Origin of the sequence: Kaistella haifensis DSM 19056, from assembly GCF_000735695.2 — a bacterium.
Classification (GTDB): domain Bacteria; phylum Bacteroidota; class Bacteroidia; order Flavobacteriales; family Weeksellaceae; genus Kaistella; species Kaistella haifensis.
Map to the genome: position 1 here is coordinate 1 of NZ_JASZ02000013.1, position 24,808 is coordinate 24,808.

General features: G+C 37.9%; 23 protein-coding genes and 1 pseudogene. 10 read left to right on the forward strand and 14 right to left on the reverse strand.

Annotated elements, in window-relative coordinates:
• From AP75_RS14095 to AP75_RS07510, 11 genes and pseudogenes are all read right to left on the reverse strand, one after another.
• Window positions 1-198 (reverse strand): annotated as a pseudogene (locus tag AP75_RS14095) (IS1182 family transposase); the annotation flags it as partial.
• A gap of 299 nt (window positions 199-497) precedes the next feature.
• Entirely contained in the window at window positions 498-998 is a 501-nt protein-coding gene (locus AP75_RS07465; protein WP_088264076.1) for a GreA/GreB family elongation factor, read from the reverse strand.
• A 626-nt stretch (window positions 999-1,624) separates the two neighbouring features.
• Window positions 1,625-2,176 carry a ferritin gene (locus AP75_RS07470; RefSeq protein ID WP_088264126.1) on the reverse strand — a complete coding sequence of 184 codons (552 nt, stop codon included), beginning with the start codon at window positions 2,174-2,176 and terminating at the stop codon, window positions 1,625-1,627.
• A 449-nt stretch (window positions 2,177-2,625) separates the two neighbouring features.
• The gene (gene pdeM, locus AP75_RS07475; protein ID WP_031504685.1) at window positions 2,626-3,273 is read right to left on the reverse strand and encodes a ligase-associated DNA damage response endonuclease PdeM; all 648 of its coding nucleotides are present in this window, start codon (window positions 3,271-3,273) and stop codon (window positions 2,626-2,628) included.
• The gene (locus AP75_RS07480; RefSeq protein ID WP_262488054.1) at window positions 3,270-5,732 is read right to left on the reverse strand and encodes a ligase-associated DNA damage response DEXH box helicase; all 2,463 of its coding nucleotides are present in this window, start codon (window positions 5,730-5,732) and stop codon (window positions 3,270-3,272) included. The genes pdeM and AP75_RS07480 overlap by 4 nt, the downstream gene beginning before the upstream one ends.
• The gene (locus AP75_RS07485) at window positions 5,729-7,309 is read right to left on the reverse strand and encodes an ATP-dependent DNA ligase (RefSeq protein WP_088264077.1); all 1,581 of its coding nucleotides are present in this window, start codon (window positions 7,307-7,309) and stop codon (window positions 5,729-5,731) included. The genes AP75_RS07480 and AP75_RS07485 overlap by 4 nt, the downstream gene beginning before the upstream one ends.
• A 197-nt stretch (window positions 7,310-7,506) precedes the next feature.
• Window positions 7,507-8,514, reverse strand: coding sequence for a ligase-associated DNA damage response exonuclease (locus AP75_RS07490; RefSeq protein ID WP_031501293.1), 1,008 nt, complete (start codon window positions 8,512-8,514; stop codon window positions 7,507-7,509).
• A 65-nt stretch (window positions 8,515-8,579) separates the two neighbouring features.
• Window positions 8,580-9,572: an SDR family NAD(P)-dependent oxidoreductase gene (locus tag AP75_RS07495; RefSeq protein ID WP_031501294.1), complete on the reverse strand. Its 993-nt coding sequence runs from the start codon at window positions 9,570-9,572 to the stop codon at window positions 8,580-8,582.
• A gap of 87 nt (window positions 9,573-9,659) precedes the next feature.
• Window positions 9,660-9,908, reverse strand: coding sequence for a GlsB/YeaQ/YmgE family stress response membrane protein (locus AP75_RS07500; protein WP_031501295.1), 249 nt, complete (start codon window positions 9,906-9,908; stop codon window positions 9,660-9,662).
• A gap of 144 nt (window positions 9,909-10,052) precedes the next feature.
• Window positions 10,053-11,036, reverse strand: coding sequence for a catalase family protein (locus AP75_RS07505; protein WP_031501296.1), 984 nt, complete (start codon window positions 11,034-11,036; stop codon window positions 10,053-10,055).
• A complete protein-coding gene (locus tag AP75_RS07510) occupies window positions 11,036-11,551 on the reverse strand; it encodes a pyridoxamine 5'-phosphate oxidase family protein (protein WP_031501297.1) in 516 nt (171 codons plus the stop codon). The genes AP75_RS07505 and AP75_RS07510 overlap by 1 nt, the downstream gene beginning before the upstream one ends.
• Before the next feature lie 300 nt (window positions 11,552-11,851).
• Here AP75_RS07510 and AP75_RS07515 point away from each other — a divergent pair, with 300 nt between their 5' ends.
• The 6 genes from AP75_RS07515 (at window position 11,852) to AP75_RS07540 (ending at window position 17,576) form a co-directional block, all read left to right on the forward strand.
• Window positions 11,852-12,619, forward strand: coding sequence for an HU domain-containing protein (locus AP75_RS07515; RefSeq protein ID WP_031501298.1), 768 nt, complete (start codon window positions 11,852-11,854; stop codon window positions 12,617-12,619).
• On the forward strand, window positions 12,586-13,101 hold the full coding sequence (locus AP75_RS07520; protein WP_031501299.1) for an acyl-CoA thioesterase: 516 nt from the start codon (window positions 12,586-12,588) through the stop codon (window positions 13,099-13,101). The genes AP75_RS07515 and AP75_RS07520 overlap by 34 nt, the downstream gene beginning before the upstream one ends.
• Window position 13,102: 1 nt before the next feature.
• The gene (locus tag AP75_RS07525) at window positions 13,103-14,032 is read left to right on the forward strand and encodes a 2-hydroxyacid dehydrogenase (protein ID WP_031501300.1); all 930 of its coding nucleotides are present in this window, start codon (window positions 13,103-13,105) and stop codon (window positions 14,030-14,032) included.
• Window positions 14,033-14,120: 88 nt separating this feature from the next.
• Window positions 14,121-15,401 carry a serine hydrolase domain-containing protein gene (locus AP75_RS07530; protein WP_088264079.1) on the forward strand — a complete coding sequence of 427 codons (1,281 nt, stop codon included), beginning with the start codon at window positions 14,121-14,123 and terminating at the stop codon, window positions 15,399-15,401.
• 28 nt (window positions 15,402-15,429) lie between these two features.
• Window positions 15,430-17,118 (forward strand): Ig-like domain-containing protein, encoded by a 1,689-nt coding sequence (locus AP75_RS07535; RefSeq protein ID WP_031501301.1) that lies wholly within the window; start codon window positions 15,430-15,432, stop codon window positions 17,116-17,118.
• The gene (locus AP75_RS07540; protein ID WP_088264081.1) at window positions 17,118-17,576 is read left to right on the forward strand and encodes a heme-binding domain-containing protein; all 459 of its coding nucleotides are present in this window, start codon (window positions 17,118-17,120) and stop codon (window positions 17,574-17,576) included. Before AP75_RS07535 ends, AP75_RS07540 begins: the two co-directional genes overlap by 1 nt.
• A gap of 3 nt (window positions 17,577-17,579) precedes the next feature.
• Here the strand turns inward: AP75_RS07540 and AP75_RS07545 are convergent, their stop codons facing one another.
• From AP75_RS07545 to AP75_RS07555, 3 genes are read right to left on the reverse strand one after another with little or no spacing between them, the layout of a single operon-like run.
• Window positions 17,580-17,909: a hypothetical protein gene (locus tag AP75_RS07545; RefSeq protein ID WP_031501302.1), complete on the reverse strand. Its 330-nt coding sequence runs from the start codon at window positions 17,907-17,909 to the stop codon at window positions 17,580-17,582.
• On the reverse strand, window positions 17,910-18,725 hold the full coding sequence (gene panB / locus AP75_RS07550; protein ID WP_088264083.1) for a 3-methyl-2-oxobutanoate hydroxymethyltransferase: 816 nt from the start codon (window positions 18,723-18,725) through the stop codon (window positions 17,910-17,912).
• 60 nt (window positions 18,726-18,785) lie between these two features.
• Entirely contained in the window at window positions 18,786-19,499 is a 714-nt protein-coding gene (locus tag AP75_RS07555; protein ID WP_031501303.1) for a Crp/Fnr family transcriptional regulator, read from the reverse strand.
• 91 nt (window positions 19,500-19,590) lie between these two features.
• On the opposite strand from AP75_RS07555, the gene AP75_RS07560 reads away from it, so the two are divergent.
• From AP75_RS07560 to AP75_RS07575, 4 genes are all read left to right on the forward strand, one after another.
• Window positions 19,591-21,981: a heavy metal translocating P-type ATPase gene (locus AP75_RS07560; protein WP_088264085.1), complete on the forward strand. Its 2,391-nt coding sequence runs from the start codon at window positions 19,591-19,593 to the stop codon at window positions 21,979-21,981.
• Between the two features lie 115 nt (window positions 21,982-22,096).
• Window positions 22,097-22,297, forward strand: coding sequence for a cbb3-type cytochrome oxidase assembly protein CcoS (gene ccoS, locus AP75_RS07565; RefSeq protein ID WP_088264087.1), 201 nt, complete (start codon window positions 22,097-22,099; stop codon window positions 22,295-22,297).
• Between the two features lie 9 nt (window positions 22,298-22,306).
• Window positions 22,307-24,586 (forward strand): cytochrome-c oxidase, cbb3-type subunit I, encoded by a 2,280-nt coding sequence (gene ccoN, locus AP75_RS07570; RefSeq protein ID WP_088264089.1) that lies wholly within the window; start codon window positions 22,307-22,309, stop codon window positions 24,584-24,586.
• 19 nt (window positions 24,587-24,605) lie between these two features.
• Complete coding sequence (locus tag AP75_RS07575; RefSeq protein WP_031501305.1) at window positions 24,606-24,800, forward strand: cbb3-type cytochrome oxidase subunit 3; 195 nt, start codon at window positions 24,606-24,608, stop codon at window positions 24,798-24,800.
• The last annotated feature ends 8 nt before the right edge of the window (window positions 24,801-24,808 follow it).

The following is a 24,808-nucleotide window of genomic DNA, read 5'->3' on the forward strand; positions in this document are numbered from 1 at the left end:
CACTAACAGTATCTTGAAAAAGACCACAGGATCGATGCTGTCCTGCCCGCAACGGCCGTAATAATGAGAGGTTGACTTGTAGAGGAAGCTAAAGGGTACTTCCTGACTGATTTTACGGTAGAAATCATCCTGGGGAACGAGCCCCTCCAGGCTGAGTTCGTAGAAGATTTTCGGTTCAAATGTTTTTCTGCCTTGCATACGCTAATTTACGGAGAATAAACGATATATACAATTGATTTTCAATATTTTAAACCCGTTTATAACCACATTTTCTATTTCTGAAATCTTTTTACCGTATCTTTGAAAAGAGGTTGTGCAACAGGCACATAGTATTTGCAAAAGGCGGGATGACGTGCAAACTTGGAGCTTTGCGCTTCTATTCAAGTGTAGTGCTGGTTGACTGTTTTGTGCTCCGAAATCCGCTACGCCGTTTTCCGATAGTAGCAATGCGATCGGCGACCAAATCCAAATCAAAAGTCAGACACTTTATAAATCCATCAGTATTTTATTGACACAATTTCAAATTGCTTTTCCGCTTTTCCCAATTTCAATATCACGCGATCGCCTACCTTTCTGTCCATAAAGATTTTCGCAAGCGGAGAGGTAAACGCTATTTTTCCTTCTGCAACATTTGCCTCATCGACGCCCACGATTTGATAGTGCTGGATTTTGGGATCGGAATCAACCTTAAAGTACACTTCAGCACCGAACCTAACAATATTTTTTGGTTGTTTGGCCAGATTAACAATTTTCGCAGACGAAATTCGATCGAGTAACAATTGCAATTTCGCATTGATTAAATTTACGGCAATACGATTTTCATTCTCGTCCGAAATCAAAGTATTGTCGCGCTCATGAATCATTTGATCACGTTCGGCGAGTAACTGACTGTATCCGAACTCTGTAACGAAGTTTACCGTACCGGGCGGTAAATCGGCGCGGGGCGGAATCATCGGGAGTTCCTCCTGATCACCTTCTTTCACAAATCCTCTACTCATATATTCCAGTTATACATTTATTCTGTTACACTTAAAATTACTGATATATTTAAAAAATTCACCAAATAAACTTGACAATTTTAAGGTTATAAAGTTTGCTAACCTGTTCCAAAAGGCAATTAAGTACAAAGCACGCACTTCAGCCAACAGCCGCTTAGAAGCAATTGCTTCATTGTCTGTAATGTAAATATAAATTTTTAAAGTAACTTCGCATTCTTCAGACGCAACTTTCTTCGAAAGACGCAATTGCACTTAGCGTCGAAGTGTTAGCAGAAATTTTTTGAAAATCCAGGAATTTAAGAACGAATTTGAAGAAATTACTAAATACTTAAAAATAAATGAAGATAAAGTTTATCTAAAGCTTTCTGTCATATTTTTTTGGTTAGGCTTTTCTTCAAAGGACCAATATATTACAAACTCAAAACCATTTTTGACTTGAAAAACCAACACTGAATTGTAAAAATCACCGACGCAAAATAAATAATAAAAAAACCTGAGATACACTCCTGCTGAACGGAAGCTTCGCGAGCTTTGTTACAGAGCTGAACCAACAGCAAATTTTATTATATTCATAAAAAAAGCAGCCTATTTTTGATAAACTGCTTTTTTTATTTTTAAGAGAATTTTTATGGATTCTCTGCTGTTGCATCCCTTGCAAGATCTGCATCATCTGGCATTTTCTCCAAAGTTTTATCCAGGTTAAATAAGGATTCATCTGTTGCTTGGTCACCGCCGGCAATCTTTAATTTGTCAATTAGATTCATGGCTAAAGTTTCTTCTTCAATCTGCTCTTTCACAAACCATTGCAAGAAATTGTAGCTAGCCCAATCTTTTTCTGCCATCGCCATATCCACTAGGGCATATATTTTTTCAGTATTGTCCACTTCATGTTTAAATACCAAATTAAAGCAGTCTGTCAGGTTTTTAGGATCTTCACCTGGAGCAGGAAGCGCTTCCACTTTTGGTTTGCCACCTCTGTTCAGGATATAACTCATAAATTTAATCGCGTGATCTCTCTCTTCCTGCGCGTGGCGGAACAAGAAATTGGCAATACCGCCGTAACCTTGATCTGCCGCCCAAATTCCGTAAGAGAGATAAACATGAGACTGTAAATCTTCAACATTCATTTGTGCACTCATCGCGTTTTCTAAATTGGCTGAAATTCTTTTTGTATCCATAATTGTGTTGATTTTAATATGCCTTTTAACTATCAAAAAGAACTCCATAGAGCCTTTTTCTAAGCTTAAATTCATTCTAAATAATTAAATAAATTTTATTATCGTTGACAAATTTTCAGTTAGTAACATTAAAATAATTATTCCCAATTAAAATACCTACCTTGCAATGAAGATTTTTTTTATCTTCCATTATGATTTTATTATGAAAGACTGTTGATTTTAATTATTTTGGAATGTACGGTGACCAAATTGGCACGTTTAAGAAAAATTTCACTTCCATCATCAACACTTACTTTACTGAAGAACAAAATGCCGAAGTCTAAAAGGAGCAGAAAGAGCCTACGCTGAGCTTTTGAGTTATTGATGATTTTAATAAGTCTATTTTACGCCAATCTTTGTAATTTCTTAATGCAATAAAGAACAATAGTCTCGGGAAAGGAGGGAATTTCTCAAATTTCATAAAGTCCGTCTTCAGTAAAAAAGAAATATTGACATTTTTCGGGGTGATTCTTAGTGTCTAATCCCGTAAAAGAGCTGAAAGCTGGCAAGATCAGTTGTTGCGGAGTTACAATATAACTTGGAAATCTCAAAAACCGATGTACTGCAGTTTTCACTCGAACTCCAGGATGAAAATGTCCTGAAATCACAAATTTTTCCTGATTTTCTAGTTTTTCATGACTGAAAATTAACTCGTCTTCTTCATACGTTGCATAAATTTCATCCACACCCAATTTTTGCAAATGGTCTTTAGACAGTCGATCGTGATTTCCTTTAATCAAAATAATTTTAAGAATCGGGAATTGAATTTTCCACGTATGAAAAATATACAATTCGGAGTTCTTTCCTGCATGTAAAAAATCCCCAACGATTATTAATTTTTGAGGTTGAAAATGATGAATCAAATCACCCAAGCGTTGCAAATCATTCTGAATTAAATTGTCGGGTAATGCAATCCCGTTTTTTCTAAAATGAGCGGTTTTGCCCAAATGCAAATCGGAAAAAATCAACGCAGAAGATTCTTCCCAAAACATCGCACGCTGATTGGTTAAAATAAAACTTTGATTTCTAATGAGTATTTTCTTTTCTGCAAGCATCATTTTTTTCTGCTTTTTTTCTTCAAATTGTTCTCCTGCATTTTTCGAATTCGTGTGGCCAAATCTTCGCTAGACAAGGATTGTCGCAAACTGTCCACTTTAATCGGAAAACTTAATGGCGTAAACCGATCGGAGAAAATATATACAATTTTACTCGTGCTAATTCTCTCGAAAGCACTTACCAACCGTGCTTCTTCTAATTGTTGATTGAAGACTTCGGTGTAGGCCTGCCTCAGCAACAAATTTTCAGGATCATAATCTTCCAACACCGAAAAAATAATGCCAGAAGAGGATTGCAAAGATTTGTTATTTACCTGGCGCCCGGGCATCGTTTGTACAACCATTCCCGAAATTACAGCAATATCACGAAATTTTCGTCTTGCCATTTCGGTAGCATTTACGCTACTGATAACGTCTTGCATCAGGTTTTCTTTGGATAATATTTGATGTAAATCTTTTTCTGATAGTTTGATTTCACGGTCGGAAAACAATTCAAAACCGTAATCATTCATCGCCATCGAAAAACTGATGGGATATAATTTTGAAATGCGATACGCCAATAAACCGGCCATCACTTCGTGTACCAAACGCCCTTCAAAAGGATAAAAAAACAGATGATAACCTTCACGGGTTTTGATTTGTTCCACTAAAAATTCGTCTTCTTTGGGAATGTGCGAAAATTCATTCTGATTGGCTAAAAGCGGATGCAGAAACCGCAGCTCTTTTTCACGAGCATTGGGAGAAAGCGACTCGGCCAATTTTTTACGCAAAAAGAAACTTAAATTGGATGAAAGTGGCAATCTTCCGCCCAACCAACTCGGCGTTATCGCCTTTCCACTCGATGATTTCACGTAAACCGTCATTTCTTTAAGCATAGCATATTCCAAGATTCTGCCGGCCAAAATAAACTTGTCGCCTTTGTGAAGCTTTGAGATAAAATATTCTTCAATCATCCCTACGTAACCGCCTGAAAGAAATTTCACTCGCAACATGGAGTCGCTAACGATTGCACCGATATTCATCCGATGGAGCATTCCAATTTTACGTTTTTCCACGATCAGTTTACCATCTTCTTGAGGAACCACTTTATGGAATTCTTCGTAATTTTTTCCTGTTTTTCCTCCTTGAGTAATAAAATAAATGCACCATTTCCATTCGTCTTCCGTAATCTCAGAAAAAGCATAGGTATTTTTTATCAACGGAAAAAGTTGATCGGGATAAAATCCGCCACCCAGAGCCAAAGTTACCAAAAACTGCACGAGTACATCGAAAGCTAAAACAAAGGGTTCTCGATGCTCGATGATTCTCAATCTTACCGCTTCTTTTAATGCCGATGCTTCAATCAACTCTAAGGAATGTGTGGGAACGAAATAAATTTTTGAGGTTTCAAAAGGGGAATGCCCACTCCTCCCCGCTCTTTGCATAAACCGTGCAACACCTTTACTGGAGCCAATTTGGATGACGGTATCAACTGGTTTAAAATCAACACCCAAATCCAAGGACGAGGTTGAAACCACTGCTTTCAATAAACCAGAACTCAGATTTTCTTCCACCCATTGCCGAAGATTGGCATCAATAGAACTATGATGCAAAGCGATTTGTCCCGCAAAATCAGGATAAGCTTCCAAAAGCAGTTGGTACCACATTTCCGACTGACTACGCGTGTTGGTAAAAATCAATGTAGATTTGCTGTTGAGAATAATAGGAACCACTTCCTGCACCAATTTGCCACCTAAATGCCCTGCCCATGGCAAAATTTCGACTTCAGGAGGATAAACAGAAAGAATTTCTATCTTTTTTTGCTCTTTGGCAACCACTTTCGTTCTTTTAGTGGCATCGGGAATCAATACTTCCAGGGCTTGATCTAAGTTCCCGATCGTCGCCGTGATGCCCCATATTTTTATCTTAGGATTTTCAAATTTTAAAGCTGCTAATGCCAACTCAACCATAACGCCACGTTTGGTGCTCAGCAATTCGTGCCATTCGTCTACCGCTACACATTTTAGATTTTTGAAAAATCGTTGATGTTCTTTTTGAGCGAGCAGCAAGTGCAAACTCTCCGGCGTTACCAGCAGAATATCGGGCATATTCTTGGTTTGTCGCATCTTTTGTTTGAAATCCGTGTCGCCATTTCGCACTTCTACCACCCAATCCAGACCGATTTCGTTGATGGCTTCCTGCATTGCTCGGGCCAAATCTTTGGCCAGGGAACGCAGAGGTGTTACCCAAATAAGTTTTAATCCGGATTTGTAATTTTCAGGATGATTAAAGAAATCGACGATGACCGCTAAAAAAATCGAGTATGTTTTTCCGAAACCCGTCGGAGCAACAACCATTCCCGAATAACCGTTGGAAAAGCGCTGCCACGCTTCGTTCTGAAAAGAAAAAGCCAACATTCCTTTTTCAGTCATCCATTTTTGGACGAGTTGATAACCTTCCGATTGTTGAAATTTTTGGGTCACGTAATGAGTTTTTTTATATCTTCGATATCATCAATCTGGTCCGCAGTTTTATCTCGTCGCCATCGTAAAATTCGAGGAAAACGCAATGCAACGCCCGATTTATGCCGACTGCTGAAACCAATGCCTTCGAAAGCCAGTTCAAAAACCAATTCGGGCTTCACGGTACGCACGGGACCAAATTTTTCTACGGTATTTTTTGAAATGAATTTGCTTACTTCTTGAATTTCTTTATCTGTTAAACCCGAATACGCCTTGGCAACCGTCACCAATGTTCCTTCTTTTTTCACCGCAAAAGTGTAATCAGTGTAAAATCCGCTTCTTCGTCCGCTTCCTTTCTGGGCATAAATAAGAACTGCATCAATCGTCAAAGGATCGATTTTCCACTTCCACCAATCCCCTTTTTTTCTGCCCGTGTGGTAAGGCGAATGGTAGTTTTTTAACATTAAACCTTCGCTGTTGATATCCCGTGCATTTTCTCGGATTTCGCCCAGCTGATCCCAATTTTCAAAAACAATCTTCTCCGAAATTCGGATTTTATCAGATGGATGATTTTCGAGTAATTCTTCAAGCTTTAGACGTCTTTCCAACATCTTTTTAGACCGATAATCCTCGCCTTCCCATTCCAAAAGATCGTAAGCGAAAACTACAATCGGAATTTCTTCCAACATTTTTTTGGTTAATGATTTACGGTTGAGTCGTTTTTGAAGTTCATTAAAATTAAGGACTTTATCGTCTTTGAAAGCCAAAATTTCACCATCAATCACAAAATTCCCATTCCACTGCAAAAGCTCATCACGAATTTCGGGAAACTGATCCGTAACCAATTCTTCGCCTCGCGACCAAATAAAAACCTCATCATTTCTTTTAATAAACTGCCCACGAATTCCGTCCCATTTATATTCAATCAACCAATTTTCGGGCGCTCCCAAGTCATTTAGATCTTTTTCCAAAGCATAAGCCAGGCAGAACGGATACGGTTTTGAGAGGTGCGTTTCGGTGTATTCCCCTTTTACAAGATGTTCAAAATCAACCTCATCGGGATTCCAGTGGCCCATAATGCTGTGTGTTACTGCGCTGGGATCCAGGTCATAATGTTTTGCTAAGGTGTTGATTAAAGTTTTAGAGGAAACACCAATTCGGAAACTGCCCCCTAATAATTTATTGAAAATAAATCGCTCGACATAATCCAAATGTGACCACGCGTTCAACACAAATTCTTTTTTATCGGCTTCAGGAAAATTTTTTAAATCAATGATTTTTTGCATCCATTCGGACAGCGACATTTCGATTTTATCGGTGGGCGGCGGTAAAATGAGGGAAATCGTTTCTCCCAAGTCGCCCACAGAAGAATAACTTTCAACAAAAAGCCATTCGGGAATGTTGGCCACTTCCATCGCCCAGGTTTTCATAAAGGTGGAGTTGACATTTCGCTTGGGTTTTTTGCCTGTAAACAAAGCAAGAAACCACAATTTATCTTGTGAAGACGCCACTTTCAGGAACTCGGAAATCGCTTCCTGCTTTAAGGAAGTTTTATTGGTGCTGTCGAGCGCATTGATTAAAGCGGCAAAATCTTTCATTTCTTTAAACCTAAATATTTTTTGACCTGTTTTTTAAATCTAGGATACTTCAGTTGTAGTTATTTTCCGAAATAAAATGAATGAAAATTGTGTCGTGAACTTATTTTAAAGCTCAAAAAAATAGAATTTCTCGATACAAAATTCTTTCTGAATTCCATTCGAACTGATGAGTTTTTCATATAATTAAATAGCTAGTTCTAAATACTTTCATCGATGTCGGTTTTCTCTTCATCGTCACCAAACTCTGTTTTAATTTCGTCGGCATTAATTCCAATTTCATTCAAATATTTTGAGAAAACAGCTGTTTGACCGTGTGTGATGTGTACTTTTTCGGCTTCGGTGGCTTTAATAGCTTCAATTAAACCCTGCCAATCGGCGTGATCACTCATTGCAAAACCCGCATCGGCACTTCGCCAACGCCTTGCCCCACGAATCTGCATCCAACCTGAACAAATTGCATAAGCCATATTCGGAATTTTCTTCATCGCTGGATTATCCACCAAAGCAGGCGGAAGAATCACAATTTTACCATTGAGATGTTTTTTCTCTTCGCGCAAATCCACCACATTATAGCCGGGAAGATGAACGCCAACACTTTCGTAAGCTTCATTGAGTTTTGCAATAGAATAATGAACATTAAGCTCGCCCACACCTTCCAAAGCTTTCATGATGCGTTGCGATTTTCCCAAAGAATAACCAATGAATACGGAAGTTTTACCATTGGCTCGATTGTGCTCTACCCAATTTCGCATTTGTTTTTCCTGATCCTCCACAGAAAGCCAGTTGTAAACGGGAAGTCCGAAGGTACTTTCCGAAACAAATTCGTGGCATTTTACCGACTCAAAAGGAGTTGACAAACCGTCATCCTGAATTTTATAATCTCCCGAAATCACCGCCACGTAACCTTTATACTCCATCCTGATTTGCGCTGAGCCAATGATGTGTCCTGCAGGATGAAGAGAAACTTTGACGCCGTTGATATTTAGGACCTCGCCGTACTCCACGCCTTGGCATTCAATATTGCGACCAATTCTGGAATAGAGAATCGGTTTTGTAAATTGATGACACAGATATTTTTTCATTCCACCGCGGGCATGATCGGCATGACCGTGCGTGATGACCGCTAAATCCACAGGTCGCCACGGGTCAATATAAAATTTACCCGGAACGCAATAAATGCCTTTGGATGTGAATTTAAGCAACATTGTTTTGATTTAGGATTACAAAGATTTAGGAAACTTTAATACACAAATAATTCTAGTCGGCGATTTTATTTATTCTTTTTCTGCTTAAAATAAATTAATCCTGCGCCTAGTAATAAAGATACTGCCAACACTTTTTTCGTTGTTTTTGAAGGCACAGGTAAGCTTGTTTCGCCATAAACTCGGTGTGGATATTGTGATGGCTCTAAAATATTTCCGCTGTCGTCGGCATTATTTTTATTCATTTTCATCATCATTCGCAGTCCGCCAGTTGCCAAATTGGTTACGCCATGTGGAAATAAATCGTGTGCGAATTTGATTAGGTACGAACTGACATCTGGGAATTTATCTTTTTTCGGATTTTCCACAAGATTAAAGATTGCCTTTGCGGTATCTTTTGGATCGGCAGCGAAAGGCGGAATTTTAAAATCTAATCCTGAATATTTTGCCGAATGCATATTTCCTGTTGAACGCTGAACCTGTGGATACAGATTGCAAATGTGAATTTGAGGATATGTACTGTATTCACTTTGCAGACCACTCATCATGCCTTTAATCCCTGTTTTTGTCGCCGAATAAACCGAACTGAAGGGTGCCGGCATAAAACCACCGATAGATACATTATTGATAAGTATTCCTTGATTTTGCTCTTTGAAAACAGGCAAGACGTAGTACGCGCCATGCATATACCCCATCAAGTTGGTTCTGATCACTTGTTCGTTAATATCCATCGGGATTTCCTCAAATTTTCCGCTTGCCATAACGCCGGCATTATTTACCCAAACATCTATTCTTCCGAACTTTTCCAGTGTATAATCAACCAAGGATTTCACGTCCTCAGCAGAACCCATATCGGTTGCTTTGTAAAATGCCGTCGCACCAAGACTTCGGCATTCGTCGGTAGCTTTTTGCAAACCTTCCTCACCTCTGGCAGCGAGAATAATTTGATAGCCATTTTTTGCGAATAATTGTGCCGTGGCAAGACCGACACCGCTAGATGCGCCCGTGATTACCGCAGTTTTATTAATTAAACTTAAGTCTACTTCTGATGTATTTTTCATGATATTGAATTTTGTTTAAAAAAATTTTAGTAAAAAAAGCCACAGATCTCTGAGGCTTTTATGAATCAGAATATTGATCTGATAAGCTTATTTAGCGACCATTCTATAAATCGCAAGACAAATAACTGCGCCACCTATTGCTACTAAAAAACTTGAAATATTGAAACCGGTCACGTCTACTCCAAAAATCATAGAACCTAACCAACCTCCTACAACAGAACCAATAATACCGATAAGGATGGTTACAATCCAACCGCCAGGATCCGCTCCTGGGTGAATAGCTTTAGCAATTGCTCCTGCGATAAGTCCGAAAATAATCCATGTAAGAATTCCCATAATATTTTGTTTTTTAATGTTAATAAATAATATTTTAGTTATTAAAAAACTTACAAACGCGATGCCAAAAAACCTTTGTCATTAGTCTTTAAAGAAATAATTCTTTAAATATTCAATTTCATCTAACTGAGATTTAACCACTTATTAGCTATTTAAATTGTTTCGCATTTTTCCTGATTTCTCGTAAACCGACTTTCGGAGATGTTGAATTTTACCAACAGGTTGAAGCGCTACCATATTTATAAAAGGATTGAATGATAGTCTTTCCAAATCCAAACCATTCTCTTCTAAAACCTGCAAACAAGTTAATGTTCCAAAATGTTTGAATTCAGTATTCTTCCAGCCTCTTGTCAAAGTATTTATGGGTTGATCTTTTTCGTTATAAGCTAGCTGATAAAAGATATCGTACTGCAATTTTTCTTGATGAAGATAGGCTTTCACATTTTCATGAATGGACTCACTTACTTTAAATTCGGGATCGAAAAGTTTAGGAACCAATTTCAATTTAATCATCTTATTTCCTAATCGATATACTCCAACCGAATAATAACTTCTAGCTAAAATGAAATGGTGAAAATTTTTAACCCAAGTTTTTACCGCTTTGAAAAATGAGAGATTTAACATTTCCAAAAACATGGGTGATACTGCTGAAATAATTCCTAATACTTTAAACGGCTTTAGTAAAAATGAACTCGTGAAAAACTGATTGATTTTTATAAATAACTTCAAAAATCCTTTGACTGAATCTGTAGGAAATACGGGGAAATTAACCAACGGATAATTGACTTCCTTCGATTCGGCTCTATAAATTTTCAATGCAAAGCCAAAGACGGGAAGTTGCTTATCCGATTTTGATATCTTAAGATTTGCATGCGATAAACGGACTGTAGACTCATATGACTCCTGAGGAAAAAATTCTTTAACGGCTTCATCATTGGACGGCTCAAAAACAGCTTTAATGTATGCATAAGACTTTGCATGAGCGTCTCGGGTGGCATAATTCACGTCGCTTATTCGCTTCGATCTTTTAACAAAAAACTCAACGGAAGACAAAGCTTCACTTAATAGAGCCTCCTCTTCCGCCGAAAGTTGATTGTATTTAGGATGGTATGGTAATGAATTTTTCACTAAACATCTAGTTTACCTTCAACACCTCCGTCTTCAATAGAGCTTCCCGTAACTGCCGCAAAAATCATCTTAGACATTGCGATGAGTTTATTTTCCTTAGTTTCATAATAATAACCATCGTTTGGCGAAACTTTAATTACGCTAATACTGGGATCATCTTTTCCATCGAACCAAGCGTTGGCAAAATTCGTCCAATACTTTTCAATAAGTGCTTTATCCTGAGAAATACTCGCTTTGCCCTTAATAAAAATGTATTCGTATTTTGAGTTATTCATGAAATAAAGTTCAACATGAGAATCATTTTTGATATCTTGATTCTTATCACTATTTACATCGCTCAAAAACCAAAGATTGCCCTGTTCATCCACTTCCTGTAGAGCCATGGGTCTACTTTTTGTCTCGTTGTTTACATTTGTTGAGAAAAAACAGGTACCTGCAGATTCTGCGATTTCTTTAATTTTTTCAATTGCCGTCTTTCCGCTTAGATCTTCGTGCGGTGATTGTGCATTTGCCATAATATTTTGTTTTTTGATTGTTTCAAAAGCTGTTGCAAGTATTATGCCTCAAAAAATAAAATAATCATCAAAACAAATTCGAAAAAAAGTTGACAGTAAATAAATGAGCCACCATAATGCCTGCTACAAATTGTCTTAATTATTGTAATCGCTTTGGTAGGATAAGCAGACTTTCCTTACACCTACAAACCCAACAAAAAAGCAAACAAAAGCTTGGAAATGGTTATGCTGACGACTGCTTTTCGCAACAAATCTTTTTATTTTTGAATAAATCATTCAAAAAACATAAATTTGCGAAATATGAATTTTCCAGTTCTCATTCTCGAGTTTCTCAACAAGCATGGTCATGTGAACATTCCGGGTTTTGGTGTTTTCTATCTGAAGAACACCAATGCATCATTGGACAATGAAAATGCTCATATTTTGCCGCCGGGAAAAGAGGTTGCCTTTCGTACAGAAACTTCTGAAAAAGATGAAAATCTGGCGGATTTTATTATCCAACAAAACAATCTTTCCCGAATTGAAGCCGAAATTGAACTCAGAAAACTCACTAATTTTTGGAACTCCACCCTGGAAAAAGACGGTAAAATCGCCATCGAAAACATAGGAACTTTCTTTCTTGATGACAGCAAACTGCGCTTCACAGGCGAAAGAACTGTAAACTTATCGCCGGATTTTTATGGTTTGGAAGAAATCAATCTTTCACAAATTAAAAACTCACGGCCAATTGAAAGCGTAGATGGTGGTGCAAAACCCTATCGCTTCAGCAAAACAATTTTCTGGCTCATTCCAGTTCTATTGGGAATCGGCGTGATTACTTACCTCGGTTTATCGCAACCGGAAATAATTTTCGGCCAGAAATCTTTTGAAAAAGGCTTCGGCAAGCCGATCGAAAAAAAAATTGAAAATCCATCAGCTAAAACGGATTCCGCAGTGGTCAAGCAATTGGCCATAGATTCCTTAAAAACAGATTCAACAGCCACAACCATCGCTCCAGCAAAAAAGTGGAGCTCGAAAAAAAAATCTACTTCTAAATGGAAAAAATCAAGAAAGCCTCAGAATCATTAACGGTAATGACAAATATCGTTTTGCCCAACGAAACCAACTCGCTCCGAAATCTTTTTGGAGGCGAACTGCTCGCGAGAATGGATCGTTGCGCATCGATTTCGGCGGCAAGACATTGCGAAAGACGCGTGGTAACGGCTTCTGTGAACCATGTTTCGTTCAATCATCCGATTCCGGAAGGCGGAATAGTAGTGTTGGAATCCAAAGTTTCGCGGGCATTTTCTACCTCGATGGAAATTTATGTAGATGTGTGGTTGGATGATCCCATTAATCAAACAAAAACGCACACCAACGAAGGAATTTATACATTTGTAGCGGTAGATGAATTCAACCGCCCGATTCCGATTCCCAAAATCGAACCCGAAACCGAAGAAGAGAAACTTAGATTTGATGCGGCATTGAGAAGAAAAGAACTTTCACTAATCCTTTCCGGAAGAATGAAACCTTCGGAGTCCGTAGAATTAAAAAAACTATTTTCAGAATAAAATGAAAATTCTTCAACTGGATAAAAATCATCCGCTCATTACCGAACAACTTTCTGCCAAAGGTTTCGAAATTGATGATGATTTCAGCTCGTCTTATGATGAAGTTTTAAAAAAAATAGATGCGTACGAGGGCATCATTATCCGCAGCAGAATCCCCATTGACCGCAACTTTATGGAACACGGTAGGAACCTGAAATTCATTGCCCGAGTCGGTGCCGGAATGGAAAACATCGATGGCGAATTTGCGACCAAATCTGGAATATCATTAATCAGTTCGCCAGAAGGAAACCGGGATGCTGTAGCGGAACACGTGTTGGGAATGCTTTTAATTTTGATGAACCGACTCTTCATCGCATCCAACGAAGTGAAAAACGGAATTTGGAAACGTGAAGAAAACCGCGGTGACGAACTTCTAGGGAAAACCTTCGGCATTATCGGGTACGGAAATATGGGAAAAGCCGTGGCAAAAAGACTGTCGGGTTTTGGAGTTAAGGTGATTTTCCATGATATTTTGCCCAATCTTTCCGATGAATTTGCAACTCAAGTTTCATTAAAACAACTTCAGGAAGAAGCGGATATTTTGAGTCTGCACCTGCCGATTACTCCCGATACGCGATATATTTTTAATGAAAAAATGATTGCCGGAATGAAGAAAAACTTCTATTTCATCAATACCGCCAGAGGAGAAAATGTGAATACGAAAGATTTGGTAAAAGCGATGAAATCCGGAAAAATAAAAGCCGTCTGCCTCGATGTTTTGGAATTCGAGAAACCATCTTTCGAAAATATCACTGAGAAAAATGAAGATTTGGAATACTTATTACAATCGGAAAACGCCATCGTAACGCCACATATCGCAGGCTGGACGATACAAAGCAAAGAAAAATTGGCGCAAATCATTGTGGATAAAATACTTGCCCAATTTCCGTAATTCTTAACAATTCTTTATGAGTTTCCAACTCTAAAATTTTAGCAAAATCCCTTATCTTGCGGAGATTTTTTTTCATAAAATTTTTTAGATGAAGTTATCCCGCAGATTATTTTTCCTTTTAATTCTTTGTTGTTCTCTTATTTCGTGCAAAAAAGAAAATCCCGCAGAAAACCAGCAAAAAACCACATTGCCCAATTACGGAAACGTCGATCTGGATGATGTTTTCAAAAATAAAGACATCAAACTAAAAAACAAAGATTCCATAGTTTCGGCAATTGATGATTACTACCAAAAAGTTTGGGTAAAAGGCGATTTGTGGGGCGGATTTTTAGTAGCAAAAGGCGACCAAATCCTCTACGAAAGCTACCGCGGTTTTGCACAAGACAATCAGCAAGTCCCAATTAATGATACCGTTGCGCTTCACGTTGCCTCCATATCGAAATCCATTACTGCGATGGCAACGATGAAATTAGTTGAAGCCGGCCAACTGAAATTGGATGATCCACTCACTAAATTCTTCCCGAAATTCCCTTATCCGGAAGTTACGGTTTTCACCTTGCTTTCCCAAAGAAGCGGTTTGCCAAAATATGAGCATTTCATTGAAAAAATTCAACCACAACCTGCAGAACTTACCAAAAAATACATCACCAATCAGGATGTGCTGAATCTTCTGATTCGTTATCAACCAGAACTCGCAAGACCGACCAATACGGGATTTATGTATTGCAATACGAACTATGCATTGTTGGCTTTAATAATAGAAAAAATTACCAAAACTCCTTTTCCCGAAGCGATGCAGCAAATTGTTTTCCGACCGCTGAAGATGAAAAATACGTACATTCTTCAGGAAAAAGATATGGAAAGATCTGCGAAATCTTTTTACCAAAGAGGTCCACGTGTTTATCCTTACGACCGCCTCGATTTGATTTACGGTGATAAAAACGTCTACACCACTCCACGGGATTTGCTGAATTTTTCTAAAGCATTGTTCGCTGAAAATTTCCTTAGAGAAGATTTAAAAAAGATGGTTTTCGAACCACACAGCAACGAAAAACCAGGCGTAAATAACTACGGACTCGGTTTCCGGATGAAGATTTTCGACAATAACGAAAAGCTCACTTATCATAACGGTTGGTGGCATGGAACCAATTCGGTTTTTGCGCATTTGCTGAAGTCGAATGTTACCATTATCGCAATCGGAAACAAATATTCTAATCGGGTTTATACTTCGTTGGCGCTTTCCGGCCTGTTTGAAAATTTCCCGGTGGAGAAAGAAAAGTTCCAGAAAATCATGACTGACACGGAAGCAGCGAAAATTCCGAACGCTACAGATTCGCTAAATACTAATAATGAATCGTACAGCGAATAATTTTCTTAATTTTGTTCAAAACATTTCAATGAAGAAATTGTGTTTTCTTGTCATTCTCAATTTTATTTTGCTGTCCTGCGCACGGGTTGGATCACCAGTCGGAGGCACAAAAGATTCGATTCCCCCAAAAGTCGTAAGTTCCAATATTGATACGCCTCGTGTGAATGTTCCGCGAGATATCAAAGAATTGCGCATCGATTTTGATGAATATATCACGCTGAAAGATATCAACAAACAATTGATTATTTCGCCACCGCTGAAGAAAATGACCAAAATAATTCCTTCCGGAATGGCCAATAAATATTTGCTGATTAAGTGGGAAGATACTTTGCAAGCAAATACTACTTATAATTTCAACTTCGGGAATGCAATTGTTGACAATAACGAAGGAAATGCGCTTCGATATTACAATTTTGCATTATCTACAGGAGAAAAAATTGACGATTTGTACATCAGCGGAGAGCTGAAAAGCTTAATTGAAGATAAAGAGAAAAAATCTGAAGAATCGAACTTGGTTGTAGGACTTTATCAGGAGAAAGACACGATGAATTACCGCCAAAAGCCTTATTACATCACGAAAGCTGATCCAGATGGATATTTCGAACTCAATTATCTGTCGCCGGGAAATTACCATATTATTGCTTTCGACGACGCCAATTCTAATTCGGTATATGATCCGGGAAAAGAAAAAATCGGGTTTTTGAAGGAAAAAGTGAAGTTAGATAAAAACATTTCCGGCCTTAAAATTTATCTTTTTCCATCCCGAAAAGAGCAGAAATATGCCGAAATGAAGGAAACTGCCGGAGGAATTCTAATGACTTTCGAAGGCAATCCAGAAACCGTGAAAGTACTTTCATTAAATGAAAAACTACAAGATTACAGAGTTACTCATTCGCCAAAATCGGACTCAATCAATATTTGGTTTAATGCTAAAAAACAAAACATCGGACTTGAAAGTAGCGAAAATCTGAAGTTCAGCTACGACGATGGCAAAAAACAAGATACTGTTTCTGTCTTCTATCGCTACAACGCGAAAAACGAGATGTCGATTAGCAATGCAAAAGGAAATTTGTTGCCACCCAATCAGGATTTTGTCATCAGTTCGAATTATTTTATTGATCGAATTCAACCTGAAAAATGGACGTTGGCTTCGGATAGCATCCAACAAGAATTTACTGCAAAAATTTCCGACAACAATCCTTATGAAATTCACATAAAATCCAGTTTTAAAGAAGGAAAAAAATACTCGTTGACGGTTCCGAAAGAAAGTATTTCTTCGTTTTATGAAACCATTGCGAAATCTTATCGGTTTGATTTTGAATCCGATAAAATGGAAAATTACGGAACATTTGTGTTGTCAATCACCAATGCTCCGTCGCAGAAATTTTGGGTTCAACTCCTTAGCGAAAACGGTACTGTCGCCTATTCCCGATACGGAACGGAGAATGTTATGACATTTAATTCTTTGAAACCCGGAAAATATAAATTGCGGATTTTGGTCGATAATAACGAAAACGGAATTTGGGATTCGGCAGATTTCGGGAAATTAGAATTTGCAGAAGATGTTTTCGTATTTGAAAAACCGGTAGAAATTCGTCCATTATGGGAAGTTCGAGAGACTTGGGATTTGAAAAAAACCGAGGAGAAACCAACAATTTCAACGCAGGAACCCGCAGAAAAAACCGTCACTACCACTCCAATTTCCAATCAACCTTAATGAAAACTTTCAAGAAAATTGTTTATTGGTCGCTAATTATTTTTGCAGTGATCCAGTTCATTCCGGTGGACAGAACTTTAAAACCTGTGAATCAACAAGAGAATTTCGTTACGGTTTACAATACGCCCAAAAACGTTCAGCAAATCTTGAAAAAAGCTTGTTACGATTGCCACAGCAACGAAACTGTTTATCCAAAATATGCTTATGTAGCGCCAATTTCGTGGTCGGTACAGCACCACATCAATGAAGGTCGGGAGCATTTGAATTTTTCTGAATGGGGAAAATTCAATTCTGATTTAAAGCGTAATATGTTGGAAAATAGTATAAATGCAGTAAAAGACTACTCTATGCCTTTCGCGGGTTATGTTGCGCAACATCCCGAAGCCAATCTCACCAAAGCAGAGCGGGTACTATTGGTAAATTACTTTGAGGAAATTTTAAAATCAGGAAAGTACTGATTTTTAATTTTTTAGCTGTCTCGGTCGGTTGAAAATCGACATAATTACACCCGCGAAAAGTCCAATGGTTTTAATAGCAGAAAATTGGGAATTTTCAGGTAAAAACGCACCAATAATACACAAGGCCGCAGCAGCATACATTGGATAAATGAAATTTTTATTCAACAATGTTGGAGCTTGAAAAATGAAACTTGCGCCGATTAAAACATAAAAGATTTTGTTGTAAAGCAAATCATTGATTTCTGGGGAAAATAGATTGAAAAATCCTACAATCAGGCAGAGTAATGCGGCAATCGATAGTATTCCTTGGATGGTTTGAGTATTGGTATTCATTTAGTAGCTTTCATTTTTGTTAGGGAAATCAACAGCTTTCACGTCTTTTACATATTGTGAAACAGCTCCTGTAATTTCGGTGTATAAATCGAGATATCTTCTTAAAAATTTCGGTGAAAATCCTTGGTTCATTCCCACCATATCCTGGTACACAAGCACTTGTCCGTCGCAATCTGGTCCGGCCCCGATCCCGATCGTTGGTATGCTGATGCTCTCTGAAACTTTTTTAGCCAACTCTGCAGGGATTTTTTCTAAAACCAAAGCAAAACATCCTAAATCTTCCAAAAGTTTAGCATCAGAAAGCAGTTTTTCGGCTTCTGCATCTTCTTTGGCTCTCACTTTATAGGTTCCGAATTGATAGATGGATTGCGGAGTCAGTCCCAAATGTCCCATCACAGGAATTCCGGCATTTATAATTTTCTTAATCGATTTTTGAATCTCTACTCCACCTTCAATTTTGATGGCATGTGCACCGCCTTCTTTCATCATTCTAACCGCAGATTCCAAGGCTTTTTCCGAGTTACTTTGGTAGGAACCAAATGGTAAATCAGCAACAATAAGTGCTCTTTCCACGCCACGAACCACGCATTGCGTATGATAAATCAATTGATCTAGCGTAATAGGCAAAGTAGTTTCGAAACCCGCCATCACATTTGCCGCTGAATCTCCGATCAGGATAGAATCTACACCACCGGCATCTACCATTTTTGCGGTCGTATAATCGTAAGCAGTAAGCATGGTGATTTTTTCTTTGTCGAATTTCATTTTTCGCAAAGTTTCGGTGGTAATTTTTTTTATTTCTGAATGTACAGACATGGTTTCTTTTATTAAAAATGAATATTATGAGATGATTTTTGGCGTAGAGCACCTCTGAAATCACATCACAACGTGACCTAATTTAATGAGTTTATCGTGATTTAATATTTTTAAATTTCTACCTTCAACCTCAATCAAACCATCTTGTTTAAATTCTGAAATTAATCGAATAGCACTTTCGGTAGCGGTCCCGATGATGTTTGCAATTTCTTCTCTGGTCAATGAAATTTTGATGAAGCCCTCGGGATCCGTTCCCAGTTTTTGTTCTAGGAGCAAAAGGATTTCCGCCAATCTTTCTCGAACTGTCTTTTGTGCAAGGAAAGTTACGGTGTTTGCAGACTCGCCCAATTCGAAAGCAATTTTCTGAAGCATTACAAATGAAAGTCTAGGAGCTACTTCTAAAAGATGAAGGAAAATATCAGAAGGTAAAAACTGTGCTTCCACCTCGGTCATTGCTTCAGCTTTTGCCTGAAAATCTTCGCCACAAAGCAAAGATCGGTAACCAATTAAATCGCCTTCTTTTATGAATCTTAGAATTTGTTCCTTGCCATAAACCCCTTGTTTAGACAATTTTGCGGTTCCTTTGCTTAAAAAATAAACACCATTTGGGGTTCCACCATCCTCGAAGATGGTTTCTCCTTTATGAAATTTAAGATTTTGTTTTGCGGAAAGGTATGAAGTAAAATCTTCCAGGGAGAGCATTTCTTTGAAGGATTCGTCACTGAAAACTTTTTGTAAATTTTCTTCAATGAGCGTTTGTTTTTCTAAAGACATTATTTTATGACATTTATCAGCAAAAATAGGTTTTTTAAACCCCAGAGACAAATTTATTTATCATAATTTTGCAAGTCAAATTTATAGGAAAGTGTCTGAAAACTGTTTTCATTGTGGCCAGAATATTGAGAAAGAACGCATTGCATTTGATGATAAAATCTTCTGTTGCAATGGGTGTAAATCCGTTTATGAAATACTGAATATCAATAATTTAAGTAATTTCTACGAACTCAATAAGCGCTCGGGAATTCGACCAGATAACGAGCAGACATCCCAATTCGACTACCTCGATACGCCAGAAATTTTCAGTACGATAACCGATTTCTCTGAGGGCAAAACCAGTCTTGTCACTTTCAAAATACCAGTGATCCATTGCTCTTCTTGCATTTGGCTGTTAGAAAGTTTGCATACTTTAAATCCAAATATCCATTATTCCCAAGTAAATTTTACCCGGAAAAACGTTCAAATTTCTTTCAACCACGAAGAATTAAAACTCAGCGAACTTGCAAAATTTCTCACCAATTTAGGTTATAAACCGGTTGTGAACCTAGAAACTGCTGACAAAAAAGAAGAAGTCCTCGATAAAACTTTGCTTATTAAATTGGCAATTGCCGGTTTTGCTTTCGGGAATGGAATGTTCTTCAGCTTACCGGAATATACGAGCCAATGGGCAGGAACTACCGATTACTGGATGGAAACCTACAAGAATTTGTTCCGATTCATCATGTTTCTTTTGGCAACTCCTGTGGTTTTTTATTCCGCTTCAGATTATTTTAAATCTGCTTGGTATGGCTTGAAAAATAAAATAGTAAATATTGATGTACCGATTGTTTTGGGAATCATCATGCTCTATGGACGCAGTATTTATGAGGTTGTCACAGATTATGGAGCCGGATATTTTGATACGCTGTGTGGACTTTTATTTTTCATGCTGCTCGGAAAAGTTTTCCAAAAAAGAACGTATAGTGCATTGGCCTACGACAGAGATTACAAATCTTTTTACCCGATCGCTGTAACAAAAGTTGATTTCAACGGAAAGCAAGAGAATATTTTGCTTTCGGAGTTGCAAATCGGCGATAGAATTATGGTAAGAAACCAGGAAATTATCCCTGTTGATGGAATCTTAATTAATGGTGAAGGAAATATTGACAACAGTTTTATCACAGGTGAAAGCGCCTCCATTCCGAAAAAACCTGGCGACAAGATCTTTGCCGGCGGAAAACAATTAGGTTCTGCGCTGGAACTTGAAGTCATCAAAACGGTAAACCAAAGTTATTTGACTCAACTTTGGAATAAGGAAGCCTTCAAAAAATACGAAACCGGACTCGACACTTTAACAAATGAAATCTCCAAATACTTCACTTTCATTATTTTAGGCATCACATTAATTGCCGGAATATACTGGGGAAGAATCGATTTCGAAAAAATGTTTCAGGTGATTGCCGCGATTCTTATTATCGCTTGTCCGTGCGCTTTGGCGCTCTCTGCTCCGTTTACTTTCGGACATGTGATGAGGATTTTGGGTAGAAATAAATTCTATGTAAAAGACACCCTCACGATTGAAAAACTTTCGAAAATAGACACTTTTGTTTTCGATAAAACCGGAACCATTACCCATCACAAAAAATCAAATATTAAATATGAAGGCGCTGAACTCCAAGAATTTGACTTAAAAAACATTAAAAGTTTATTTAAAAATTCCAACCATCCATTATCGAAATCAATTTATGAATATTTGGAGGTGAATGACGAATATTTTCCGATTGAAAACTTCAGGGAAATTCCAGGGAAAGGTTACGAAGCCATGGTTCGGGGAAATCATTACAAGATAGGATCCGCAAAATTGGTTGGGAAAGTCTCCGAAAACTTAGAAACAGCAGTTTACATCAGTAAAAACGAGGAGTTTTTAGGAAAATATATTTTCAAAAATGAATATCGGGCAAATTTGAATTCGTTGTTTCAGAAGTTAAATTCCTATGAAATCCACATTCTCAGCGGCGACAATTCTTCGGAAGAAAAACAACTTAAATCAATGATACCCAATGTTAGGGGAATGGCATTCAACCAAAGTCCGGAAGACAAGTTGAATTACATTAAGAATCTACAAGATCAGCAGCATAAAGTTGCGATGCTGGGTGATGGCTTGAATGATGCCGGAGCTCTAAAACAAAGTAATGTAGGAATCGCGATTGCTGATGACACCAATTCTTTCACGCCTTCTTCGGATGTGATCATGTCTGGTGATAAACTTGAACTTTTTGATAAGTATTTGCTGTTTTCGAAAGATGCAATGCGAATTGTAAAATTCACTTTTGGGATCAGTTTTATGTACAACATCATCGGTTTAGGATTTGCTGTGACCGGTCATATGTCTCCCATTTTCGCTGCGATTTTGATGCCGATCAGTTCGATCAGTGTTGTGGGGTTTACTTCGATTGCAACTTGGGCTAGAAGCACAAAGTACTTTAAAATCAGGAAGTAAGTGACCTGATTTTTATTTAGAAATATTTTAAATTAACTAAATTTAACATTTAATGATTATTATCATTATTTTTCGCTAAATTTGGGGGCGTTTTATACGTTAATATTGCATAAAAATGGACATCTTATATTTAATGATTCTTTGCAGTGTAACTTTAGCTGTTATCTTTTTGATCATTTTTATAGTGAATGCGAAAAAGGGACAGTTTGAAGACGATGAATCACCAGCGGTTAGAATTCTTTTGGATTCGGAAATCATCAAGGAAGAACCGGAAAAACAGGGAAAAAAAAATAAAAGTATAGCAGAAAAAAAGTGATTAGTTTATATGGAAACACAAAAATTTAGTTATGACAACAGCATTGTGCGTGCGTTCCTTTATGCAACCATAGTTTTCGGACTTGTAGGTTTCTTATTGGGTCTTACTGCAGCATTAATGCTTTTCAACCCGGAACTTCCTGAGTTTTTCTTTGGGACAGATGATGCTACCATCAAAAGTTTGCAGAGTGGTAACCTTCAGGGATTAATCAACACCCAAGGAGCCTTTGGTTTTGGGCGAATCAGAATGCTACACACCAGTGCAGTAATTTTTGCATTCGTTGCGAATGGTTTTTTTGCCGGAGCTTATTATTCTATGCAGCGATTACTAAAAACCAGAATGTGGAGCGATACGCTTTCTTGGATTCATTTCTGGGGATGGCAACTGATGATTGTTTCTGTGGTAATTACTTTCTTGATGGGTATCAACACCTCTAAAGAGTATGCAGAACACGAGTGGCCAATCGATATTTTGATCACTGTGGTTTGGGTTATCTTCGGAGTGAATATGATTGGAACCATTGCTGTGAGAAGAGTTCGTCACCTATATGTTGCCATTTGGTTCTACTTGGGAACTTGGGTTGCAGTAGCAATGTTGCACATATTCAACAACTTAGAAGTGCCATTATCTTTCGGCGGTTGGAAATCTTATTCCGCTTACGCAGGGGTAAAAGACGCTTTGGTACAATGGTGGTACGGGCACAACGCGGTTGCGTTTGTTTTGACAACACCAATTCTGGGCTTGATGTACTATTTCTTACCAAAAGCAGCAGACAGACCTGTATTCTCTTATAAATTATCAATTATTCACTTCTGGTCTTTGATCTTTGTTTATATCTGGGCTGGTCCTCACCACTTGCAATATACTGCAGTACCAGGTTGGGCACAGGCGTTGGCTACAGGTTTCTCTATCATGCTTATCGCTCCTTCTTGGGGTGGAATGCTTAACGGTCTCCTTACTTTGAGAGGTGCATGGGATAAAGTAAGAGAAAATCCTGTTCTTAAATTCTTTGTAGTAGCAGTAACTTGTTACGGTATGGCTACATTTGAAGGTCCATTATTAGCAACTAAAACATTAAACAAAATCGGTCACTATACCGACTGGGTTATTGGTCACGTTCATATTGGAGCGTTAGGATGGAACGGATTCATAACTTTTGGTATGATTTATTATTTGTTACCAATCCTTTGGAGAACCAAACTTTGGTCTGTAAAATTAGCGAACTGGCATTTTTGGTTAGGAACTTTAGGAATTATTTTCTATGCAGTACCATTGTACATTGCAGGTTTCCAACAAGGATTAATGTGGAAACAATTCAACCCTGATGGAACGTTGGTTTACAAAAACTGGTTGGATACCGTAACTGCCATTATCCCTTATTACCAAATGAGATTTGTAGGTGGTGTGCTTTATATTTCCGGAGCTATTTTAATGGTAGTAAACGTAATCGCTACGGTAAGAAGCGGCTCTTTCCAAAAAGAAGTACCAGCAGAAGCTCCTGCACTTGCAGAGGTAACCAAGAAGAGAAAAGAAGGAGAAGGTTTCCACCTATGGTTAGAGAGAACTCCTTTGTTATTAACCATATTGTCTTTTGTAGCAGTAGCAATCGGTGGCTTTGTAGAAATTGTACCGACGCTAGTTATTAAAGATAATGTACCTACGATTTCAGCAGTAAAACCATATTCTCCGTTGGAATTAGAAGGTAGAGATTTATACATTAGAGAAGGTTGTAACTCTTGTCATAGCCAAATGATTCGACCTTTCCGTGATGAAGTTGTAAGATTCAACGGTAAAAACGGACAATATTCAAAAGCGGGAGAATTTATTTACGACAGACCATTCCTTTGGGGATCTAAAAGAACAGGTCCGGATTTGCATAGAGAAGGTGGTAAAAACCCAAGTTCTTGGCACTATAAACACATGCTGAACCCAAGAGTAACATCCGCAGGTTCCATCATGCCACGTTATCCTTGGTTAATTGCTAATGATTTGGATAGAAGCCAAATGGTTGATAAAATCAAATTGATGAAGAACACATTTGATGTTCCTTACACCAAGGCGCAAATCGATTCAGCAGATCAGTGGGCCGATAACCAGGCAGCATATATTGTAAAACAAATTTACTCGGAAGCAACCGACGTAAAAGAAGCTTACGAACAAAGAAAAGCTGCTGAAGGGGCTAACTTTACTCCGCTTGAGAAAAAAGAAATCGTCGCTTTGATTGCGTATTTGCAAAGATTGGGTACAGATATCAAAACTACTGAAATCAAAACAGCAAGTACTAACTAATCATTAAAAAAAGCATTCAATGATACCTCAAAATGTAAAAGAAATACTTGGAAATAGTGAAAACGTTGGCTTTTTGCAAACAATAGCAATGTTATTTTTCCTTGTCTTCTTTCTAGGGATTGTGTATTATGTTTTTTCTCGTCCGAAAAAGCACTACGACGAGGAAGCGAATGCACCTTTACAAGACGATATCACTGAAGACAACAACTTTTAAACTATCTA